Source organism: Bradyrhizobium xenonodulans (assembly GCF_027594865.1).
Lineage (GTDB): Bacteria > Pseudomonadota > Alphaproteobacteria > Rhizobiales > Xanthobacteraceae > Bradyrhizobium > Bradyrhizobium xenonodulans.
In genome coordinates this window covers 3,249,719-3,270,367 of sequence record NZ_CP089391.1, presented here as the reverse complement: position 1 = coordinate 3,270,367, position 20,649 = coordinate 3,249,719, and the positions used below count along the sequence as shown (strand labels likewise).

Here is a 20,649-nt window from a genome sequence, read left to right as displayed (position 1 = left end):
CCCACCATAGCAGCCGGCGGGGCAGATGCTGTGACGATGCAGCAACGGTCGTTGCCAGCGCGACGACATGCCTCAGGTAGGATGGTAGCGCAAGCGCCTAGGGCGCGAGTCGATGGCTCCCCTCCCTCGAAAACGCTCTACGGCTTCAAATTCGGCGGCAGCGGCGGATCTTCGCGCATCAGGGTGATGGTCACCCGCCGGTTGGCGGCGAGCGAGGGATCGTCCGGAAACAGCGGCTGGGTGTCCGCCTTGCCGGCGACGGCAAAGACGTGCGAGGCCGGCAGCCCCTCACGCTCGAGGATCTGGCGCACGGCATTGGCGCGGTCGGCCGACAGGTCGAAGGCACCGTAATCGCTGCGGACCGGCACGAAGCCGGCCGCGGTATGGCCGGCGATGGAGACGCGGAGCGGCGTCGCCTTGAGCGGAATCGCGAGCTTCTCGATCAGGCGGCGGGTGCGGTCATAGGGCACCTTGGAGCCGTCGGCGAACATCGAGCGGCCGTCCTGGTCGACGATCTCCAGATTGAGGCCCTGCTTGGTCTCCTCGAACATGATGTGCTTGGACATCTCGGTCAGTTCCGGCATGTCCTGCAAGGCCTGGCGCAGCGAGGCCGCAGCGAGCGCGAAATTGCGGTCGACCTTGATCTTCGCCCCTGACGTCTTGTCGCGGTCCTCCTGATCCGGCGTCGGCGTGTTAGAGGCATCCTCGGGCTGGATGTGATCGACGTTCTTCAGCCGCGGGCGGGTCGGCAGGCCGTCGGATTCGACGATGCCGGCGTAGCGCGCTTCGCTCTGCACGCCGAAGGCGTCGCGCATCGAGCCGGCGACGATCTTCAGCTTGTTGGCGTCCTGGGTCGAGAACGCGACGAGCATCACGAAGAAGCTCATCATCAGGCCCATCAGGTCGGCGAAGGTCACGAACCAGCCGTGACCGCCACCGTGAGCATCGCCGCGCTTCTTCTTGGCCATCTCTCAATATCCGGACCGGGCGGCCTTAGGCCGGCACCGGCTCGCCTTCGGCGTGACGATGCTTCTCCGGCAAATAGGCCAGCAGCATTTCGCGCACGAGCGTCGGGCTCTTGGAGTCGCGGATCATCAGGATGCCGTCGATGATCAGGGTGCGGTTGGTTTCCTCGTCGAGCAGCTTGCCGTGCAGCTTGTCGGCGATCGGCAGACAGAACAGGTTCGCGACGAGCGCGCCGTAGAGCGTCGCAAGCAGCGCGGTCGCCATGAACGGACCGAGCTTGGAGGGGTCGGTCATGTTCGCGAACATCTGCACCATGCCGATCAGCGTGCCGATCATGCCGAAGGCCGGTGCGCAGTCGCCGATGGCGCGGTAGATCTTGCTGCCTTCGTCGAGGTGCATCAGGAAGTTGTCGCGGTCGCGCTCGAGATTGTCGCGGATGAAGTCGAGGTCGTAGCCGTCGGCGACGTAGCGGATGCCCTTGGCGAGGAACGGCTCGTCGGTCTCGACCTTTTCGAGGCCCACAGGGCCCTGCTTGCGGGCGATCTCGGCGATGCGGGCGAGCTCGTCGACGAGGTCGTGGGCGGACAGGCGGCTCATGGTGAAGGCGAACTTGGCGCCGAGCGGAAGGCCGTGCAGCAGCGCCGAGAGCGGAAAGCGGATCATGGTGGCGGAGATCGAGCCGCCGAAGATGATGATCATGGCATGTTCGGAGATGAACATATGCAGGTCGCCGCCCATGAAGATCATCATCGTGATGACGATGATGCCCGCAATGAGCCCGACGCTCGTCATGATATCCATGGGACACTCCAACGCGAACGCAACAACGGCCGTCCTGGCCGCTGGCGCGGCCCAACCCCGAACCGCACCGGAAACCCTAGAGCGCCGCCCTTAAAGCCGCGTAAAGGTTAAGTTGAGGCGGCGCGCCAGAGGTGCGCAGCGCGCTGAATGAAGGCCGGCTTTGCCGCCCGCCAACAGGAATTTCAACGCTTCGCTAACCATAATTGCGGCGCACTAGGACGACAGGCCCGTCAGTTCCAGGCTGAGGGCACGGAGGCGCTTGCGCGCGTCGGCATCGTAGGCCTGCGGATTAGCGCGCGCCTCGCTCATGCCGTTGAAGAACAGGCCACTCTTGTCAGCGACATCGTCGCCCTCGACGAGGTGCAGGATCGCTGCACCGCCTTGCTCCACCGTCGAGATCGGCGTGACGCCGCCGGCACGCACCATCGTGGTGTTCATGTAGGTCGCAGGATGCAGCGAGTTGACCGTGATACCGGCCCCTCTCAACTCGTCCGCGAAATCGATGGTGAACATGATCTGCGAAAGCTTGCTCTGCGCATAGGCACGCGAGCCGCTGTAGCCTTTCGTGATCATGACGTCGTCGAAATCGATCGGGTGCTGGCCGAGGGAAGCGACATTGACGATACGCGACGGCGCCGCAGCCTTGAGCAACGGCAGCAACAGATGGGCCAGCAGGAAACCGGAGAGGTAATTCACGGCAAAGCGCAGCTCGTGACCGTCGGCGCTGACCTGTCGTTCCGGCCCATCGTTCTGCGAGCCGATGCCGGCATTGCTGATGAGGACGTCGATGCGCTGGTGATCGCGTTTCACAGCGTCGGCAAGCGCGCGCGTGCCCGCCATCGACGACAGATCGGCCTGGTAGAAGGTCGGCGCGGCACCGCCGGCCTTCGCGATCTCGTCGCTCAAGACCTTCGCACGCGCCGCATTACGGCCATGGATCAGGACCCTTGCACCGTCTTCGGCCAGCCGGCGCGCGACGTAGCGGCCGACGCCGTCGGTCGAGCCGGTGACCAGGATCGTCTTGCCATTCATCTTCATCGTGCGTCCTCCGGCTGCGGCCCTGCGCCACATCCGCGGCGAGAGACGATGCAGTATTCTGTGGCCGTGCGACATGCTCCATCACGGGAGCCGTTTTACAATGTTGACGCTGTTCAGCCTTCTCACCGCGCTGCCCGCGGTCCTGGCGCTTCACCTGCTCGAGCCGGAGCTGGTCCTGCCGGCATTCAGCGTGTTGCTCTTTGTCGAGGCCGGCTTCGCCGTGATCGCGGCACACTTGATTCATCTGCCGGACAATGCGGACGATATCACCCTGTGGGATCTCGCCGGCGGCTTCACCCTGATCGGATGCGCCGCCGCAGTGTTCGGCGAGCCGGATCAGGCCGCCCTGTTTCTGGAACACGGCGGCCCACGGCCGGCATCGCGGCCGTAGGCCTTATTCAGACCTTTAATGGATCTCAGCCGAGCGTTTCAGCGCGGCCTTCAGCTTCTCCAGCGAGAAGTCGGGGCTGCGGGCGATCTCCAGGATCGGCGTTTCGCGGCGGCCGCAGAGCTCGGCGGCCTCGGGCAGCTTGGCCGCGATGTCGCGCGGGATCACGATGGCGCCATGCTGGTCAGCATGGATGAGATCGTCGGATTTCACGGTCATGCCGGCGACGCGGACCTCGCCGCCAAAGCTCTCGGCGTGCACCCATGCATGCGACGGGCCGATCGAGCCGGCCAGCGCCTGGAAGCCAGGGGCCCATTGCGGGATGTCGCGGATCGAGCCGTCGGTGATGACGCCGAGGCAGCCGAGCGCCTTGTGCACGTTGCTCTGCACCTCGCCCCAGAACGCGCCGTAGCCGACATCGGGACCGTCGATGTCCTGGATCACCGAGATGCGCGGCCCAAAGCCGGTGCCGACATATTCGTAATATTCGATGCGGCGCCTGGACTGCTCTTCGGCCGGCAGCGAAGACTTCAGCACCGAGCGGATCGCGACCGTGCGGGCATAGCCGACGATCGGCGGCAACTCGGGGAACGGGCAGACCAGTTGCTTGGTGGTGTAGCCGATCAAGCGGCGTTCGGGTGCCACGATCTCCATGGCGTTGCAGATCGTCGGGGTGTCATAGCGGCCCAGCGCTTCGAGGACGGAAGCGGGCAGCGGCCCGGTCGCAGTATCAGTCACAGCGTTCTCTCCCAGATTGGCGGCCGCTGTTGGCGCGGTGCCGCCGGCACAGGGCGATATAGCCGAGATCGGGTCTCAACCCAACTCAGGGCGCCTCATGGCAGATATCCGCGTCTTGCCGTTCAGTGCAGCCGTCCGGGCCGGTCGTCGTCGTGCGGCGGCTCCGACAAATTGGCCAGCGTCGGCGCCGAAGGCGGCGACGGGACCTCGCCTCCCGATGGCGCGGAGGCCTCCATCGCGCGCGCCTGGTCGCGATAGGATTTGTAACCGAGCGGCAGGGCGAGCAGATACAGCACCGTGCCGATCGAGAGCACGTGCCAGGGATAGGCGATCAGCAGCGCGATGAAGACGATGACCGCGACGAACGCCGGCAGCACCAGCTCGGGGGGCACGCGCATACGCTTGGTCTTGCCGGAGAACACCGGCAGGCGTGACACCATCAGGAAGGCGATCAGCAGCGTATAGGCGGCCGTCACCGCCGCGGGCAGCCGGCCGAGATCGAGGAACGCGATATAGATCGGCAGCAGCACGGTGATCGCGCCGGCGGGCGCCGGCACGCCGGTGAAGAAATTGGCGGCGAAGGCCGGCTTGTTCGGATCGTCCATGGTGGCATTGAACCGCGCGAGCCTTAAGCCGCCGGAGATCGCGAACACCATCGCGGCGATCCAGCCGGCATTGCCGAGCTCGTGGAGCTGCCAGAAGTACAGCATCAGGCCGGGCGCGACGCCGAAATTGACGAAGTCGGCGAGGCTGTCGAGCTCGGCGCCGAACTTGGACTGGCCCTTGAGAATGCGTGCGACGCGACCGTCGATGCCGTCGAGCGCGGCCGCGAACACGATGGCGTAGACGGCGAGCGACATCCGCCCCTCGATCGACAGGCGGATCGAGGTCAGGCCGGCGCAGATCGCCAGCAGCGTGATGACGTTGGGCACGAGCATGCGCACCGGGATCGGGCGGAACCGCCGGCGGCGTACGTCAGGGTCTTTGAAATCATAGGGCGTCATGGCTTACCTCAAGTGAGATATAGCAAGCCGCGCTCCCCTCCGCCATTGCGGCGGAAGGCCCTCCAGCACCGACTTATTGGTTAATTGGCGCGATAGGCGCGGCTCGGGTCGTCTCCGGCGAGATCGGCCAAAATCGTCTCGCCGGCGATCGCGGTCTGCCCTTCCGAGACCAACGCCTTGGTGCCCAGCGGCAGGTAGACGTCGAGCCGCGAGCCGAAGCGGATCAGGCCGAAGCGCTCGCCGGCGCCGATGGCCTGCCCCTCCTTGACGAAGCAGACGATGCGCTTGGCGACGAGCCCAGCGATCTGGATCACGCCGATCCGCGCCGTCGGCGTCGTGATCACGAGCGAGTTGCGTTCATTGTCCTCGCTCGCCTTGTCGAGCTCGGCGTTGATGAACAGGCCGGGCCGGTAGGCGATACGATCCACCCTGCCCGCGATCGGACTGCGATTCACGTGGCAATTGAACACACTCATGAACACCGAGATGCGCGGCAGCGGCCGGTCGCCGAGCCCGAGCTCGGCCGGCGGCAGTGCCATGCTGATCATCGAGACGCGGCCGTCGGCCGGCGACACCACGAGCCCCTCGCGCACCGGCGTCACACGAACCGGGTCGCGGAAGAACAGCGCGCACCACACGGTCAGGATCGTGCCGATCCACCCCAGAGGCGACCACAGCCAGAACAGGACGAGACTTGCCAGCGCAAAACCGCCGATGAAGGGATAGCCCTCCTTGTGGATCGGCGGGATCTGACGCTGGATCGAATCGAGAATGGACATCGTTATCTGCCGCCTAGGAGTTGATGGCGCGCGGGGCGTCCCCGTGCGGTGGGCTTGTTTAGGCCAGAGTTGGGACCGGAGACAAGGTCACTCCGCGGCCGCTGATGTCGTCAGGGCGTCATTGACCGGCGGCGGCTCCCGGTTGGGCGCCTCGCTAGAGTCGGCCATCTTGGCCAGTTTCTCGCGCGCCGCCTCGGCCTCGCGCTGCCTGTTCCACATGCTGGCATAGAGGCCGCCCTGCGTCAGCAGCTTGGCGTGGGTGCCCCGCTCGGCGATCCGGCCCTGGTCCAGCACGATGATCTCGTCGGCGCCGACAATGGTGGAGAGCCGGTGCGCGATCACCAGCGAGGTGCGGTTCTTCGCCACGCGGTCGAGCGCGCCCTGGATCTCGTGCTCGGTGTGGGTGTCGAGCGCCGAGGTCGCCTCGTCCAGCACCAGGATCGGCGGCGCCTTCAGCACGGTGCGCGCGATCGCGACGCGCTGCTTCTCGCCGCCGGACAGTTTCAGGCCGCGCTCGCCGACCTGGGTCTCATAGCCCATCGGCGCCATGCGGATGAAATTGTCGATCTGCGCGAGGCTCGCGGCCTCCTCGACCTCGGCATCGGTCGCGTCCCAGCGGCCGTAACGGATGTTGTAGCGGATGGTGTCGTTGAACAGCACCGTGTCCTGCGGCACCATGCCGATGGAGGCGCGCAAGCTGGCCTGCGTGACCTCGCGGATGTCCTGGCCGTCGATCAAAATCTTGCCGCCGGAGACGTCGTAGAGACGGAACAGCAGCCGCGAGATGGTCGACTTGCCCGCGCCGGACGGGCCGACGATCGCAACGGTTTTCCCAGCCGGCACCTCGAAGCTGATGCCTTTCAGGATCGGGCGCGTCGGCTCGTACGCAAAGCGCACGTCCTCGAAGCGCACCGTGCCGGCGGAAACGGTCAGCGGCTGCGCACCGGGCGCGTCCTTGATCTCGGCCTCGCGGCCGATCACGCCGAACATCTTCTCGATGTCGATGATCGCCTGCTTGATCTCGCGATAGACCATGCCCATGAAATTCAGCGGCTGGTAGAGCTGGATCATCATGGCGTTGACCAGCACGAAATCGCCGACCGTGTTGGTGCCGTTGCGCACGCCGATCGCGCACATCAGCATGGTCGCGGTCAGCCCCAGCGTGAAGATCACGGCCTGTCCGGTGTTGAGCACCGCGAGCGAGGTATAGGTGTGGACGCTCGCCTCCTCGTAGCGCGCGACCGACTTGTCGTAGCGCTGCGCCTCGCGCGTCTCGGCGCTGAAATATTTCACGGTCTCGTAGTTGAGCAGCGAGTCGATCGCCTTGGTGTTCGCCTCGGTGTCGGAATCATTCATCTTGCGGCGGATGCCGATCCGCCATTCGGTCGCGATGTAGGTGTAGTACATGTAGACCGTGACCGTGATCAGCGTCGCGACCACGTAGCGCCAGTCGAACTGCCAGAGCAGCACGGCCATCAGCAGCGAGACCTCGACGATGGTCGGGATCAGTTGCAGGATCACCATGCGCACGATGACCTCGATGCCCTCGCGGCCGCGCTCCAGCACGCGCGTCAGGCCGCCGGTCTTGCGCTCGAGGTGAAAGCGCAGCGACAGCTCGTGCATGTGGACGAAGGTAATGGTGGCGAGCTTGCGCACCGCATGCATGGCGACGCGGGCGAAGATGCCGTCGCGCCATTGCGTCAGCACCGCCATCACGATGCGCATCACGCCGTAGCTGGCGGTCAGCAATAACGGCGAGGCGATCACCCAGAGGTGCCAATTGTCGGCCGCGACCGGCGCGGTGTTGGCGCCGGTCAGCGCGTCCGTCGCCCATTTGAAGCTGAACGGCACCGTCAGCGTGATCAGCTTGGCCGCGAGCAGCAGCACCATCGACCAGACCACCCGCATCTTCAGATCGAAGCGGTCGCCCGGCCAGATATAGGGCCACAGATGCGCCAGCGTGCCCATCAGCGTAGCCCGTTCCAATGGCCCCCCAGCGGAAGGATCGGGAACGTCGGCGCCGTCGAACGATTGAGGTTGGTCCATCAAAAAGCCTGAAAGCCCGCCGGATGCGGGCAGCGTCACGATTTGCGATTTTCGCCCGTCATATAAAGCCTTCCCGATGCCAGCGCACCCCGCCAGATGGCGAATCTTCGATTGTTTGTCGCCATTTACCGGTAGATTTCCGGGTGATCCGAATCACCGATTGGGCTTGACGCCCCTTCGCTGCAATGCATCATGACACCAATGAGCATCATCAAAACCGTCTGCGTCTATTGCGGCTCCGGCCCCGGAACCAACCCCCGCTTCACCGAAGGCGCAAAAGCGTTCGGCAAGGCCCTCGCCGAGAACAACGTCCGCCTCGTCTATGGCGGCGGATCGCTCGGCCTGATGGGGTCGGTCGCGACCTCCGTGCTCGATCACGGCGGCACCGTCACCGGCATCATTCCCGAATTCCTCCGCATGCGCGAGAACGCGCTGACCCGCGTGCAGGAGATGATCGTCACCCCCGATATGCACGAGCGCAAGCGCCTGATGTTCGAGCGCTCCGACGCCTTCGTGGCGCTGCCGGGCGGCGTCGGCACGCTGGAAGAGCTGGTCGAGCAATTGACGTGGAAGCAGCTCGGCCGTCACGCCAAGCCGGTGCTGCTCGCCAATATCGACAATTTCTGGGAGCCGCTGTTCTCGCTCTTGTCGCACATGCGCCAGACCGAGTTCATCCGCGCCGGCCTTTCGGTCGACATCCTCAAGGCCGATCGCGTCGAGGAGATCCTGCCGAAGCTGAAGGCGGCTGCGGCACAGATCGCCGAGTCCGAAAAGCAGCTCGCCCCGGAAGTGGCGCGCAAGCTCTGATCATCCTTGCGGAAACGTCACCGCCTCGATCCGGTTGCCATCAGGATCGGTGACGAAGGCCGCATAATATCGCACGCGGTCGTGGGGGCGGATGCCCGGCGCGCCGTCGGATGCGCCGCCGGCCGACAGCGCCGCGGCGTGAAACGCATCGACCTCGCTTGTCGTCTTCGCCCGCAGGCAGATGTGCACGCCGCTCGAAGGCGCAACAGCCGGCATGCCTTCGCGCAGATTGATCCAGAACTCCGGATAGGCCTTGCCGAAGCCGACCGTCCGCGGCCGCGTGACGAGGCGCGTGAGCCCGAGGGCGGCGAGCGTTGCTTCGTAGAAGCGTGCGGCGCGTTCGAGATCGCTGACGCCGACGGAGATGTGGTCGATCATGCTGCCCCCTCCTCACCTCAACTGCCATCGCCCGGCCAGTGCGCAATTGCGCACTAGGAACGGGCGACCCGGTATTCCGAGACGCCCGAGAGCGACCGAGAAGCCGCGGCGTACCGGATACCCCGCCTTCGCGGGGTATGACAGCCGTCGTGACCTACGCCGGCGCTCCCGATTTCACCAGCTTGTAGATCACCGAATCCATCAGCGCCTGGAACGAGGCGTCGATGATGTTCGGGGAGACGCCGACCGTGGTCCAGCGGTCGCCGTTCTCGTCCTCGCTCTCGATCAGCACGCGCGTGACCGCCCCCGTGCCGCCGTTGAGGATACGCACGCGGTAGTCGATCAGCGTCAAGCCCTCGATGTATTTCTGGTACTTGCCGAGGTCCTTGCGCAAGGCGACGTCGAGCGCGTTGACGGGGCCGTTGCCTTCGGCCGCGGAGATCAGATGCTCGCCGGCGACGTCGACCTTCACCACCGCGAGCGCCACGGTGACGCGTTCGCCATGCGAATTGTAACGCTGCTCGACATTGACGTCGAACTGCTCGACCTCGAAATAATGCGGCACCTTGCCGAGCGTGCGGCGCGCCAGGAGATCGAACGAGGCGTTGGCGGATTCATAGGCGTAGCCTTGCGCCTCGCGCTCCTTCAATTCCTCGACCAGCCGCGTCAGCTTCGGATCGCTCTTCTCATAAGCGATGCCGGCGCGGTCGAGCTCGGCGATGACGTTGGAGCGGCCGGCCTGGTCGGACACCAGCACCTTGCGGTGATTGCCGACCAGATCCGGCAGCACGTGCTCGTAGGTCTGCGGATCCTTCAGCACGGCGGAGGCATGGATGCCGGTCTTGGTGACGAAGGCGCTCTCGCCGACATAGGCGGCGTGCCGGTTCGGCACGCGGTTGAGCATGTCGTCCAGCGTGCGCGACACCTTGACCAGCGTCGCCAGCTTCTCTGCGGTGACCCCGATCTCGAAGGCGTCCGAAAACTCCTTCTTCAGCTTCAGGGTCGGGATCAGCGAGCAGAGATTGGCGTTGCCGCAGCGCTCACCGAGGCCGTTCAGTGTGCCCTGGATCTGCCGCGCACCGGCGCGCACTGCAGCGAGCGAATTCGCCACCGCCTGCTCGGTGTCGTTATGGGCGTGGATACCGACGTGGTCGCCGGGGATGTGCTTCGTCACCTCGCTGACAATGGCCTCGATCTCGTTCGGCATGGTGCCGCCATTGGTGTCGCACAGCACCACCCAGCGCGCGCCGGCATCGAAGGCGGCCTTGGCGCAGGCGAGCGCAAAAATCGAATCCTCCTTGTAGCCGTCGAAAAAGTGCTCGCAGTCGAGCATCACTTCGCGGCCTGCGGCCCTCGCGGCCGCGACGCTGTCGCGGATCGAGGCGAGGTTCTCTTCCTTCGTCGTCTCCAGCGCGACGCGCACCTGATAGGCCGAGGATTTTGCCACGAAGCAGATCGCATCGGCTTTCGCTTCGAGCAACCCGGCAACGCCCGGATCGTTGGAGACCGAGCGCCCGGCCCGGCGCGTCATGCCGAAGGCGGTGAAGCGCGCATGCTTGAGCTTGGGCTTGCTTCCGAAGAACTCGGTGTCGGTCGGATTGGCGCCGGGATAGCCGCCCTCGACATAGTCGATGCCGAGATCATCGAGCATCGCGGCGATAACCTGCTTGTCTTCAAGCGTGAAATCGACGCCGTTGGTCTGCGCGCCGTCGCGCAGCGTGGTGTCGAACAGATAGAGGCGCTCCCTGCTCATTGCGCAGCTCCAAGCGTCTTCTTCATGGTGGTGTTGGCGAGCCACTCGTCGTTGATGGTAACGCTGTTGCGCTGCTGGGCGGTGTAGCCGCGCTTGGCGAAGAAGCCCTCCGCGGTGTCGCTGGCATCGACCGTGAGGCTCGTCGCGCCGCGGCCGCCGGCCAGCTTCTCCAGCGCATCGACCAGCATGGTCGCAATGCCCTGCCCGCGGACGGCCGGATGCACATAGAGCATGCGGATGTGATCGGCACCGCGGAGTGACGCAAAACCGACGGGCGAGCCCTCCAGCGTCGCGATCAGCGTCAGGTCCGCCGCGAGCCGCTTGCCGAACTCTTCATCCTCCGCCGCCTCCATCCAGGCCTGCTGCTGCGCTTCGCTGTAGTCGTCGCCGGTCAGCTCCTCGATGCTGGCGGTGAAGATCGCGGCGAGCACCGGCACGTCATCAGGCAGGAACGGCCGCAAACCGGGCTTTGGCAAAGTCTGTCCCATCGTCCTCACCACATCCCATAAAGCTTCAGCACGATCGCCACGGCGGCGCCGAGCAGCAGGATCTTCAGCGCGATGTAATAGAGCCAATGCCGCGGGAACGGCGTATCGGGCCGCTTCATCGCGCGATCTCCCAGGTCGTCCCGTCCTTGGAATCCTTGATCGCAACGCCCATCGCGGCGAGCAGATCGCGAATACGGTCGGACTCTTTGAAATCCTTCCGTGCACGCGCAGCCGTGCGCTCCGAGATCAGGCGCTCGACTTCCCTGGCATCGACGCCGCTCGCCTGCTGCTTGCGCCCTTCCCACTGCGCGGCGCTCTCGGACAGGAATCCGAGCAGCCGCAGGGATCCCGCCAAGGCACCGACGTCGCTGCCGCGCAGGCCATGCAGCGCCGCGATCGCCAGCGGCGTGTTGAGGTCGTCGAGCAGCGGCTCGACCACGGTCGGAGCTGGCTTGCCGGGCGTGACGTCGGCGGCGACGCGATACCAGTCGTCGAGCGTCCTGGCGCTCTCCTCCAGCGACTTCATGGTCCAGTCGATCGGCGAGCGGTAATGCGTCTTCAGCATGTTGAGCCGGAGCACCTCGCCCGGCCAGTCCTTGAGCAGCTCGTGGATCGTGATGAAGTTGCCCAGCGACTTCGACATCTTCTCGCTCTCGACCTGCAGGAAGCCGTTATGCATCCAGTAGTTCGCCATGCGCTCCCGGTGGAACGCGCAGCAGGTCTGCGCGACCTCGTTCTCGTGATGCGGAAACACGAGATCGATGCCGCCGCCGTGGATGTCGAAGTGCTCGCCGAGATGCTTCCAGGCCATGGCCGAGCACTCGATGTGCCAGCCCGGACGCCCCTCGGCCTTGATGCCGGCCGGCGACGGCCATGACGGCTCGCCAGGCTTGGACGGTTTCCACAGCACGAAGTCGGTGTTGCCCTTCTTGTAGGGCGCGACATCGACCCGGGCGCCGGCGACCATCTCGTCCAGCGAGCGATTGGACAGCGCGCCATAGCGCGGCAGGCCGGAATTGGCGGCGTTCATCGCCTGCGGCGAGAACAGCACGTGGTCCTCGGCGGCATAGGCAAAGCCTCCGGCGATCAGCCTTTCGATGATCTCGCGCATCTCGCCGATATGCTCGGTCGCACGCGGCTCGACGCTCGGCCGCAGTGCGCCCAGCGCATCGACGTCGGCGTGAAACTGCTTGCCGGTCTGCTCGGTGACCTTCCGAATGGCTTCGTTCAGCGGCAGGCCGGGAAAATCCCGCGCGGCGCGATCGTTGATCTTGTCGTCGACGTCGGTGATGTTGCGGACATATTTGACGTGCGCCTCGCCATAGAGATGGCGCAGCAGCCGAAACAGCACGTCGAACACGATCACCGGACGCGCATTGCCGATATGGGCGAAGTCGTAGACCGTCGGTCCGCAGACATACATGCGGACGTCCTTCGCATCGAGCGGCACGAAGGTGCGCTTTTCCCGGCTCAGCGTATCGTAAAGGCGCAATTCCATAAGGATACCCGTCGGCTGTTGGCCGGGCGTCCAGGGCTCTCAATGGTTTTGAGAAAAGACGGCTCCAGCCAGCGAATCGCTAGCTCGTAATCTCGCGGCAAATGGCGCAAATGGCGAGGAGACCGTTCATGCGGCCACATATGGGCTATGAGGCGGCCCCGCGTCAAGAGAGCCGCGAAAATGCCGTCCTATCTCCGCAAAGCGCAGCCGCCCGCCTTGATGGTTCATCATCCTTAACCATTTGAGCCCATTCTGGAACCGGCGGTTCCCCGTTTTTGCCCCCAGGTGTTTTCATGCGATCCTTGCTCGCGCTCATTTCCTGCGCCTCCATGCTTGCGGCATCCAGCGCATGCGCCGAGACCCGCGTCTTCATCATCGCCAACCAGGCGGACGGCTACGGCGTCGATCAGTGCCTCGCCCGGGGTGACAAGTGCGGCGCGCAGGTCGCGCGGACTTATTGCCAGTCACGCGATTTTGCCCAGGCATCAAGCTATCGCCGGGTCGATCCCGACGAAATTACCGGCTCTGTCCCCAAAACCGGCGCAAACTGCTCCCATGGCCGTTGCGACGAATATGTCGCAATCACCTGCCAGCGCTGAATTCGCTCGGAACTGGCGGACCTTAGGCCCAATCTTTGGCCCCTGAAACGACGTGACGATGCCGCAGGAAGCGGCTATTGGAGGGCGCGCTTCGGCCCCCCAAGTCATGCCGGGCCGTGACCTCGCTAGAATGGCGGATATGCCTGAATTTTTGTCGCTCTCCCGTGCCCCCTTCCTCCTTGCCTGCACTGTGCTCCTCGGCACCGTCGTGCTCGCCACCGGCGCTTTTGCGCAGGCGGGCCCGCCGGGACCTGCGCCTCAAAACGGACTTGGGCCGAACCCGATGTGCTCGCGGCTGGAAGGCCAACTCGCCGCGCTCGATCGGGGCGGCGGCGGTGGCGATCCCGCGCGCGAAGACCAGATCCGCCGCTACCAGGATTCCCAGGCCAAGCAGCAGGCCGAGCTCGACCGCGTCACCATGCAGGCCAAGCGCATGGGCTGCGATTCCTCCGGCTTCTTCTCGCTGTTCAACGGCCAGTCGGCGCAATGCGGCCCGGTCAACACCCAGATCCAGCAGATGCGCGCCAACCTTGACCAGATCACCGGCAATCTCGAGCGCCTGCGCGGCGGCTCCGGCGGCTTCAGTCCGGAGCGCGACAACCAGCGCCGCTCGGTGCTGGCGGCGCTGGCCCAGAACAATTGCGGCCCGCAATATGCCAACGCCGCGCAGTCGCAAGGCGGCGGCAACTTCCTGAGCAATCTGTTCGGCGGCAACAATGCGGGCAATCCGCAGGCCATGCCGCCGTCCGATCTCGGGCCGCAATCCGGCACCTACCGCACCGTATGCGTGCGCACCTGCGACGGCGCCTATTTCCCGGTCTCGTTCGCCACCGTGCCGGCGCGCTTCCCCGACGACGAGAAGACCTGCAAGGCGCTGTGCCCGGCCGCGGAAGCGGTGCTCTACACCCATCGCAATCCCGGCGAGGACATGAACTCCGCGGTCTCCATCAGCGGCCAGCCCTACACGGCGCTGCCGACCGCGTTCAAATTCCGCAGCGAGTTCAACCCGTCCTGCTCCTGCAAGGCCGCAGGCCAGACCTGGGCCGACGCGCTGAAATCGGCGGACGACAAGGCGGCCGCCGAGCAGCAGGGTGACATCATCGTCACCGAGGAGAGCGCCAAGAGGATGCAGCAGCAGCGGCTCAACAAGGGCACGCCTGCGAATGGCAAGAAGGGCGCAGCTCCCGCGCCAACGACGGCCACGGCGCCGGCCGCGACACCGCCGGCGGATACCGGAACGGCCGCCACGCCGTCGGAGAACAAGCCGATCCGCTCGGTCGGGCCGACGTTCCTGCCGCAGCAGCAGAAGTAGGCCCTCACCCGTCATGCCCCGCGAAGGCGGCCGCCAGGCGCAGCCGTTTCACTGTTACTGCTCCCCCTCGCGGCTCCACGGGAAGAGATTGGCCGGAAAGTCCGCCGCGTAGCGCTTTCCCTTCGGGCGCGGCGGCCGCTCGTCCGGAGGATTCGGATTCGGCTCGACCACCCGCCGATAGAGGTGCCAGGTGGCATGACCGAGCACCGGCAGGACGACAGCGAGACCAACGAAGAGCGGTAGCGAGCCGATCACGAGCAGCGCCGCCACGATGATGCCCCACCCAGCCATCGCAACCGGATTCGCGGCCACCGCTCGGAGCGACGTGCGGATCGCGTCGATCGCAGTCGCATGCCGGTCGAGCATCAACGGAAATGACACGACGCTGACGCACAATGCCACAACCGCAAACAGGAAGCCGACACCGCAACCGACGATGATGAGCGACCAGCCTTCCGGTGTCGTCAGCACGCGCGTTGCGAAATCGGGGATGCTTGCGGCCGCCGCGTGACCGAAGATCGTGACATAGATTGCGTTCGCGACACCGATCCAGGCCCCGAACAGGACCAGCAGGAGCACGCCGAGCTCGAGCATGGCGCCGAACGACGGTGCGCGCAGCACCTTGATCGCATCCCATGCATCGACCTCCTCGCCGCGCTCGCGACGCCGGCTGAGTTCGTAGAGACCGATCGCGGCAAAGGGGCCGATCAAGGCAAAGCCGGCAGCCAGCGGAAACAGGAGCGGCAGCACCGAATAGCCGAGAACCATCCGGAACAGGATGAGACCGAGAACGGGATAAATCACGCACACGACGATCGCGTGGCTCGGCATCGCCTGGAAATCCTCCCAACCCAGGCGTAGGGCCTCGGTCAGGTCGGGCAAGCTGATCTTGCGAATGGGATAGGAGGCCGCTTCGCCGAATACGTGCCGCCTGATGATGTCGTGGGAGTACAGAGTGGCCATGAATGAACCCTCCCGTGCTGAAAATCGCGGTTTCGATCACACGCGCTTTCCAGCCACGCGTGTCCGCCTGTCGAGCAGGAAACGCGGTGGGTCGAGTACGGCAAGTCAGGTTCAGCGAAAGGAGCCTGGCCGGACGGAACCCGTCGCGACCTGCTCCGCCAGCTTAGCGCGCGCGGGGCACGGCTGCACTCACGGTTGGGTGAATGTGCACCTGATTTGTGCGCTGCATCGCCCGGGACGCCGCCACCCAACACGCGCACCTGAGGCTTTGTCGACCTGCCGGGCGACAACGCCCACGCCACGTCCCCACGCCTACATGCTCTATTGACGCCGGATCAGGCTGGGACCATCTTAGACCCAGACGCCCTTAGCTCCGATGAAATTGATGGTCGCGAGCGTTCGCTTGATTTCGCGACCAAGAGGAATGGGCGAGGCAAAAGGCCGGCGATGGCATAGATGCCAGTCAAGAAAGGCCAACCATCGCGACAGACATGAGCTCCGCCCTGGATTCGTATCCGTAGCCTTCGATGGCAAGGATGGATCAGGATGGCTGTCGCACTGATACTGCTTCTGGTCGCGATCGGCTCGGTGCTGTTTCACCTCTACAGCCCGTGGTGGTGGACGCCGATCGCCACGAACTGGGCCTATATCGATCACACCATCAACATCACGTTCTGGATCACGGGCTTTGTTTTCGTCGCGGTCATCGCCTTCATGGCCTATTGCGTCTTCCGCTTTCACCACAAAGAGGGAAGACGGGCTGACTACAATCCGGAAAACAAAAGACTCGAATGGTGGCTGAGCGTCGGGACCGGCGTCGGCGTCGCGGCCATGTTGGCGCCTGGCCTCGTGGTCTGGCACCAGTTCGTGACGGTGCCTGCGGATGCCACCGAGGTCGAGGTCATGGGCCAGCAATGGCAATGGAGCTTCCGCCTTCCGGGCAAGGATGGACGGCTGGGCACATCCGATGTCCGCAACATCGCTTCCGACAATCCGATGGGACTCAATCGTGACGACCCGCACGCGCAGGACGACGTCGTGATCGAGAACGGCGACCTGCACCTTCAAATGGGAAAGCCGGTCAAGGTTCTCCTCCGCTCGGTTGATGTCCTGCACGATTTCTACGTGCCCGAATTCCGCGCCAAGATGGACATGGTCCCGGGCATGGTGACCTATTTCTGGATCACGCCGATCCGAACCGGAACGTTCGACGTTCTATGTGCGGAGCTTTGTGGCGCTGCTCATTATCAGATGCGGGCCAAGGTCATCGTCGACGAAGAGCGTGAATATCACGCTTGGCTGGAGCAACAAAAGACGTTTGCCGAATTGTCGCCGGCAAAAGCTGTCGTGAAGGCGACGTACCAATCCGGTGGCAAGTAGCAAGCTGCCGCTGCGAAGATCGATCGGGTGCACGAGGCCAACCCCTCACCCCCGATGGAAACGACCGAGGAGGTTTCTATGGTCGATATTCCATATGAAGGGATCGCAGGCATCCCGCCTGCCGAAGTACCTGAAGTCGAACTCTATCATCCAAGGAGTTGGTGGACACGGTATGTCTTCTCGCAGGACGCCAAGGTGATCGCCATTCAGTATTCGCTGACGGCCTCGGCCATCGGGCTGGTGGCCCTGGTGCTGTCGTGGCTGATGCGACTGCAACTGGGATTCCCCGGCACCTTCTCCTTCATCGATGCCAACCAGTACCTCCAGTTCATCACCATGCACGGCATGATCATGGTGATCTATCTGCTCACCGCGTTGTTCCTGGGCGGCTTCGGCAACTACCTGATCCCGCTGATGGTCGGCGCCCGGGACATGGTCTTCCCCTATGTGAACATGCTGAGCTACTGGGTCTACCTGCTCGCAGTCCTCGTGCTGGCCTCGACATTCTTCGTGCCCGGCGGCCCCACCGGCGCCGGCTGGACGCTATACCCGCCGCAAGCCATCCTCTCCGGAACGCCCGGACAGGATTGGGGCATCATTCTCATGATGTCGTCCCTGATCCTGTTCATCATCGGCTTCACCATGGGCGGACTGAATTACGTGGTCACGGTGCTGCAAGCGCGCACCCGCGGCATGACGTTGATGCGCCTGCCCCTGACGGTGTGGGGCATTTTCACGGCGACCGTCATGGCGCTGCTGGCATTCCCTGCACTCTTCGTCGCCTCGGTCATGCTGCTGCTCGACCGTCTCCTGGGAACCAGCTTCTTCATGCCCTCCCTCGTCGAGATGGGCCAGCTGTCGAAATATGGCGGCGGCAGCCCGCTGCTCTTCCAGCACCTGTTCTGGTTCTTCGGCCACCCCGAGGTCTACATCGTCGCCCTGCCCGCCTTCGGCATCGTCTCCGATCTGATCAGCACGCATGCACGCAAGAACATCTTTGGTTACCGCATGATGGTCTGGGCAATCGTGGCCATCGGCGCGCTCAGCTTCATCGTATGGGCACACCACATGTATGTGAGCGGCATGTTCCCGCAGTTCGGGTACTTCTTCGCCACCACGACGCTCATCATCGCCATCCCCACCGCGATCAAGGTCTACAACTGGGTGCTGACCCTGTGGCGCGGCGACATTCATCTCAGGGTGCCGATGCTGTTCGCCCTCGGGTTCATCATCACCTTCGTGAATGGCGGCCTCACCGGCCTCTTCCTCGGCAACGTCGTCGTGGACGTGCCCCTCTCGGATACCATGTTCGTGGTCGCGCATTTCCACATGGTGATGGGCGTGGCGCCGATCATGGTCGTGCTCGGCGCGATCTATCATTGGTACCCCAAGGTCACGGGGCGGATGCTGAACGACGTCCTGGGCAAGTTTCACTTCTGGGTCACCTTCCTCGGCGCCTACCTGATCTTCTTCCCCATGCACTATCTTGGACTGCTCGGGGTTCCGCGCCGGTATTTCGAACTCGGCGACGCGGCGTTCATCCCGTCCTCGGCCCATTCACTGAATGCGTTCATCTCCGTGGTGGCCTTGACCGTCGGCTTCAGCCAGATGGTGTTCCTGTTCAATCTTGCCTGGAGTCTGTTCAAGGGTGAGGCCTCAGGCGGCAATCCGTGGCGGGCGACAACGCTGGAGTGGCAGACGCCGGAGACGCCCCCGGGGCACGGCAACTGGGGCAAGGAGCTTCCGGTCGTGTACCGCTGGGCTTATGACTACAGTGTGCCCGGCGCCGCGGAGGACTTCATTCCGCAGAACCAGCCACCACGCGCGACGCAGCTCGTTCAGGGGGCTGCTTCGTGAGCGCCATCATCCTGTTCCTGGCTGTGCTTGCGGTGATCGCCGGATGGTGGCTGTCGCAGCAGCGGCTGATGTCCAAGCCCTGGCTGGAGGAAGGCTCGGTCGGTGATTTCCCGGGCGGCGATAGCATGACCTGGCCGGCAGCGAAGGTCGGACTTGGCGTGTTTCTCGCCGTCGCGAGCGCATTATTCGTCCTCTTCATCAGCGCCTACTCGATGCGCATGAGCGTGGTGGACTGGCGGCCGCTGCCGGTACCGCGGCTGCTCTGGGTCAACACAGGCGTCCTGGTCCTGAGCAGCGTCGCGCTGCAATGGTCGTACGTGGCTGCCGGGCGGCACGACACCGAGAGCGTCAAGATCGGCCTGCTCGCGGGCGGAGCATCCGCCGCGATCTTCCTCGCCGGACAGCTCCTGGCCTGGCAACGGCTCGGGGCTGCCGGATATTTCGTGGCGTCCAATCCGGCGAATTCCTTCTTCTACCTGTTGACCGCGGTGCACGGGCTGCATCTGACGGGCGGCCTGGTGGCCCTCGGGCGAACCTCGGCCAAGGTGTGGCGCGGCACCGAGATCGCCGAGGTGCGATTGAGCGTGGAGCTGTGCGCCATCTACTGGCATTTCCTGCTGCTGGTCTGGCTTGTCCTGCTCGGTCTTCTCACGGGCTGGACCGACGATTTCGTCAACGTCTGCCGTCAATTGCTGAGCTAGGGAGGCGAGACCAGATGGCTGAAACCGTGCTGACACATTCGGGCCAATCGCCTGCGCGGCCTGAAGGCTGGCGCGGCATCGCCGCCGACTGGGCGTCCGATCAGCGCGCCTTCAAGAACGTGTCCTGGGGCAAGGCCATGATGTGGATCTTCCTCCTCAGCGACACCTTCATCTTCAGTTGCTTCCTGCTCTCCTACATGACGGCGCGCATGTCCACGACCGTGCCGTGGCCGAATCCCAGCGAAGTCTTCGCCCTCAATATCGGGGGCAACCACATCCCCCTGATCCTGATCGCCATCATGACCTTTATCCTGATCAGCAGCAGCGGCACGATGGCGATGGCCGTCAATTTCGGCTACCGCCGCGATCGCGTCAGAACCGCGGCCTTGATGCTGGTCACGGCAGCCTTCGGCGCAACCTTCGTCGGAATGCAGGCCTTCGAATGGACCAAGCTGATCATGGAGGGCGTCCGGCCCTGGGGCAATCCGTGGGGTGCACCGCAGTTTGGTGCAAGCTTCTTCATGATAACTGGCTTCCACGGCACCCACGTGACGATCGGCGTGATCTTCCTGATCGCCATTGCGCGGAAGGTCTTGCGCGGCGACTTCGACCTCGAGAGGCGCGGCTTCTTCACGAGCCGCAAGGGCTATTACGAGATCGTCGAGATCATGGGCCTGTACTGGCACTTCGTCGATCTCGTGTGGGTGTTCATCTTTGCATTGTTCTATCTTTGGTGAGGTCGGCGCATGACAAACGCGGCGGTACACATGGAAGGCCAGCTTCACGCTCCAGCGCACGGCGCAGTCGCAACAGCAGCCGTGCACGCCAAGGGGCAACAGCACCCGATCAGGCTCTACCTCGTGGTCTGGGGCTGGCTGTTTGTCCTCAGCACGTGCTCCTACCTTGTCGACTATTTTGGCCTACACGGCTACCTCAGGTGGTCGCTGATCCTGCTGTTCATGGTGTTGAAGGCCGGCCTGATCGTTGCCGTCTTCATGCACATGGCCTGGGAGCGGCTGGCCCTCACCTATGCCATCCTGCTGCCACCGATCGCGGTAATGGTGTTTGTGACAATCATGGTGCTCGAATCTGAATACACGCACTTCCTGCGGGTGCTGTTCTTCGCAACCCCGTCATAGGGCCCCCGCTGTCG

21 protein-coding genes are annotated in these 20,649 nt (G+C 64.3%); 9 read left to right on the top strand and 12 right to left on the bottom strand.

Annotated features, from left to right (window positions below):
- Positions 1 to 137 precede the first annotated feature (137 nt).
- From I3J27_RS15065 to I3J27_RS15055, 3 genes are all read right to left on the bottom strand, one after another.
- The gene (locus tag I3J27_RS15065) at positions 138 to 968 is read right to left on the bottom strand and encodes an OmpA/MotB family protein (protein WP_270170548.1); all 831 of its coding nucleotides are present in this window, start codon (positions 966 to 968) and stop codon (positions 138 to 140) included.
- A gap of 25 nt (positions 969 to 993) precedes the next feature.
- Positions 994 to 1,767: a motility protein A gene (locus tag I3J27_RS15060; RefSeq protein WP_018320941.1), complete on the bottom strand. Its 774-nt coding sequence runs from the start codon at positions 1,765 to 1,767 to the stop codon at positions 994 to 996.
- Between the two features lie 213 nt (positions 1,768 to 1,980).
- Positions 1,981 to 2,805 (bottom strand): SDR family NAD(P)-dependent oxidoreductase, encoded by an 825-nt coding sequence (locus tag I3J27_RS15055; protein WP_270170542.1) that lies wholly within the window; start codon positions 2,803 to 2,805, stop codon positions 1,981 to 1,983.
- A 100-nt stretch (positions 2,806 to 2,905) separates the two neighbouring features.
- Here I3J27_RS15055 and I3J27_RS15050 point away from each other — a divergent pair, with 100 nt between their 5' ends.
- Complete coding sequence (locus tag I3J27_RS15050; protein ID WP_270170540.1) at positions 2,906 to 3,196, top strand: hypothetical protein; 291 nt, start codon at positions 2,906 to 2,908, stop codon at positions 3,194 to 3,196.
- 15 nt (positions 3,197 to 3,211) lie between these two features.
- Here I3J27_RS15050 and I3J27_RS15045 read toward each other — a convergent pair whose 3' ends face one another.
- From I3J27_RS15045 to I3J27_RS15030, 4 genes are all read right to left on the bottom strand, one after another.
- Positions 3,212 to 3,931, bottom strand: a complete 720-nt coding sequence (locus tag I3J27_RS15045) for an RraA family protein (protein WP_270170538.1) — start codon at positions 3,929 to 3,931, stop codon at positions 3,212 to 3,214.
- Between the two features lie 122 nt (positions 3,932 to 4,053).
- Positions 4,054 to 4,935: a CDP-alcohol phosphatidyltransferase family protein gene (locus I3J27_RS15040; RefSeq protein ID WP_270170536.1), complete on the bottom strand. Its 882-nt coding sequence runs from the start codon at positions 4,933 to 4,935 to the stop codon at positions 4,054 to 4,056.
- An 80-nt stretch (positions 4,936 to 5,015) separates the two neighbouring features.
- Complete coding sequence (locus I3J27_RS15035) at positions 5,016 to 5,714, bottom strand: phosphatidylserine decarboxylase (RefSeq protein ID WP_270170534.1); 699 nt, start codon at positions 5,712 to 5,714, stop codon at positions 5,016 to 5,018.
- Positions 5,715 to 5,801: 87 nt separating this feature from the next.
- Positions 5,802 to 7,760, bottom strand: coding sequence for an ABCB family ABC transporter ATP-binding protein/permease (locus I3J27_RS15030; protein ID WP_270170532.1), 1,959 nt, complete (start codon positions 7,758 to 7,760; stop codon positions 5,802 to 5,804).
- A gap of 201 nt (positions 7,761 to 7,961) precedes the next feature.
- On the opposite strand from I3J27_RS15030, the gene I3J27_RS15025 reads away from it, so the two are divergent.
- Positions 7,962 to 8,567, top strand: a complete 606-nt coding sequence (locus I3J27_RS15025; RefSeq protein WP_270170530.1) for an LOG family protein — start codon at positions 7,962 to 7,964, stop codon at positions 8,565 to 8,567.
- Here I3J27_RS15025 and I3J27_RS15020 read toward each other — a convergent pair whose 3' ends face one another.
- From I3J27_RS15020 to cysS, 4 genes are all read right to left on the bottom strand, one after another.
- A complete protein-coding gene (locus I3J27_RS15020; RefSeq protein WP_270170528.1) occupies positions 8,568 to 8,945 on the bottom strand; it encodes a VOC family protein in 378 nt (125 codons plus the stop codon).
- A gap of 154 nt (positions 8,946 to 9,099) precedes the next feature.
- The gene (cimA, locus tag I3J27_RS15015) at positions 9,100 to 10,698 is read right to left on the bottom strand and encodes a citramalate synthase (protein ID WP_270170526.1); all 1,599 of its coding nucleotides are present in this window, start codon (positions 10,696 to 10,698) and stop codon (positions 9,100 to 9,102) included.
- The gene (locus I3J27_RS15010; RefSeq protein ID WP_270170524.1) at positions 10,695 to 11,186 is read right to left on the bottom strand and encodes a GNAT family N-acetyltransferase; all 492 of its coding nucleotides are present in this window, start codon (positions 11,184 to 11,186) and stop codon (positions 10,695 to 10,697) included. The genes cimA and I3J27_RS15010 overlap by 4 nt, the downstream gene beginning before the upstream one ends.
- 115 nt (positions 11,187 to 11,301) lie before the next feature.
- The gene (cysS, locus tag I3J27_RS15005) at positions 11,302 to 12,684 is read right to left on the bottom strand and encodes a cysteine--tRNA ligase (RefSeq protein ID WP_270170522.1); all 1,383 of its coding nucleotides are present in this window, start codon (positions 12,682 to 12,684) and stop codon (positions 11,302 to 11,304) included.
- Positions 12,685 to 12,977: 293 nt separating this feature from the next.
- On the opposite strand from cysS, the gene I3J27_RS15000 reads away from it, so the two are divergent.
- Positions 12,978 to 13,283, top strand: coding sequence for a hypothetical protein (locus I3J27_RS15000; protein ID WP_270170520.1), 306 nt, complete (start codon positions 12,978 to 12,980; stop codon positions 13,281 to 13,283).
- A gap of 130 nt (positions 13,284 to 13,413) precedes the next feature.
- Positions 13,414 to 14,595: a DUF2865 domain-containing protein gene (locus I3J27_RS14995; RefSeq protein ID WP_270170518.1), complete on the top strand. Its 1,182-nt coding sequence runs from the start codon at positions 13,414 to 13,416 to the stop codon at positions 14,593 to 14,595.
- A gap of 54 nt (positions 14,596 to 14,649) precedes the next feature.
- On the opposite strand, the gene I3J27_RS14990 is transcribed toward I3J27_RS14995, so the two are convergent.
- The gene (locus tag I3J27_RS14990; protein WP_270170516.1) at positions 14,650 to 15,558 is read right to left on the bottom strand and encodes a DUF2189 domain-containing protein; all 909 of its coding nucleotides are present in this window, start codon (positions 15,556 to 15,558) and stop codon (positions 14,650 to 14,652) included.
- Positions 15,559 to 16,104: 546 nt separating this feature from the next.
- Between I3J27_RS14990 and I3J27_RS14985 the strand changes: the two genes are divergently transcribed.
- The 5 genes from I3J27_RS14985 to I3J27_RS14965 all read left to right on the top strand — a co-directional run bounded on the left by I3J27_RS14985 (position 16,105) and on the right by I3J27_RS14965 (position 20,635).
- Complete coding sequence (locus I3J27_RS14985) at positions 16,105 to 16,938, top strand: cytochrome c oxidase subunit II (protein ID WP_270170514.1); 834 nt, start codon at positions 16,105 to 16,107, stop codon at positions 16,936 to 16,938.
- Between the two features lie 78 nt (positions 16,939 to 17,016).
- Complete coding sequence (locus tag I3J27_RS14980; RefSeq protein WP_270170512.1) at positions 17,017 to 18,795, top strand: cbb3-type cytochrome c oxidase subunit I; 1,779 nt, start codon at positions 17,017 to 17,019, stop codon at positions 18,793 to 18,795.
- Positions 18,792 to 19,496, top strand: coding sequence for a cytochrome c oxidase subunit 3 (locus I3J27_RS14975; RefSeq protein ID WP_270170510.1), 705 nt, complete (start codon positions 18,792 to 18,794; stop codon positions 19,494 to 19,496). Before I3J27_RS14980 ends, I3J27_RS14975 begins: the two co-directional genes overlap by 4 nt.
- Before the next feature lie 14 nt (positions 19,497 to 19,510).
- The gene (locus I3J27_RS14970) at positions 19,511 to 20,233 is read left to right on the top strand and encodes a heme-copper oxidase subunit III family protein (protein WP_270170509.1); all 723 of its coding nucleotides are present in this window, start codon (positions 19,511 to 19,513) and stop codon (positions 20,231 to 20,233) included.
- 9 nt (positions 20,234 to 20,242) lie between these two features.
- Positions 20,243 to 20,635 (top strand): cytochrome C oxidase subunit IV family protein, encoded by a 393-nt coding sequence (locus tag I3J27_RS14965; RefSeq protein WP_270170508.1) that lies wholly within the window; start codon positions 20,243 to 20,245, stop codon positions 20,633 to 20,635.
- Positions 20,636 to 20,649: the final 14 nt, after the last annotated feature.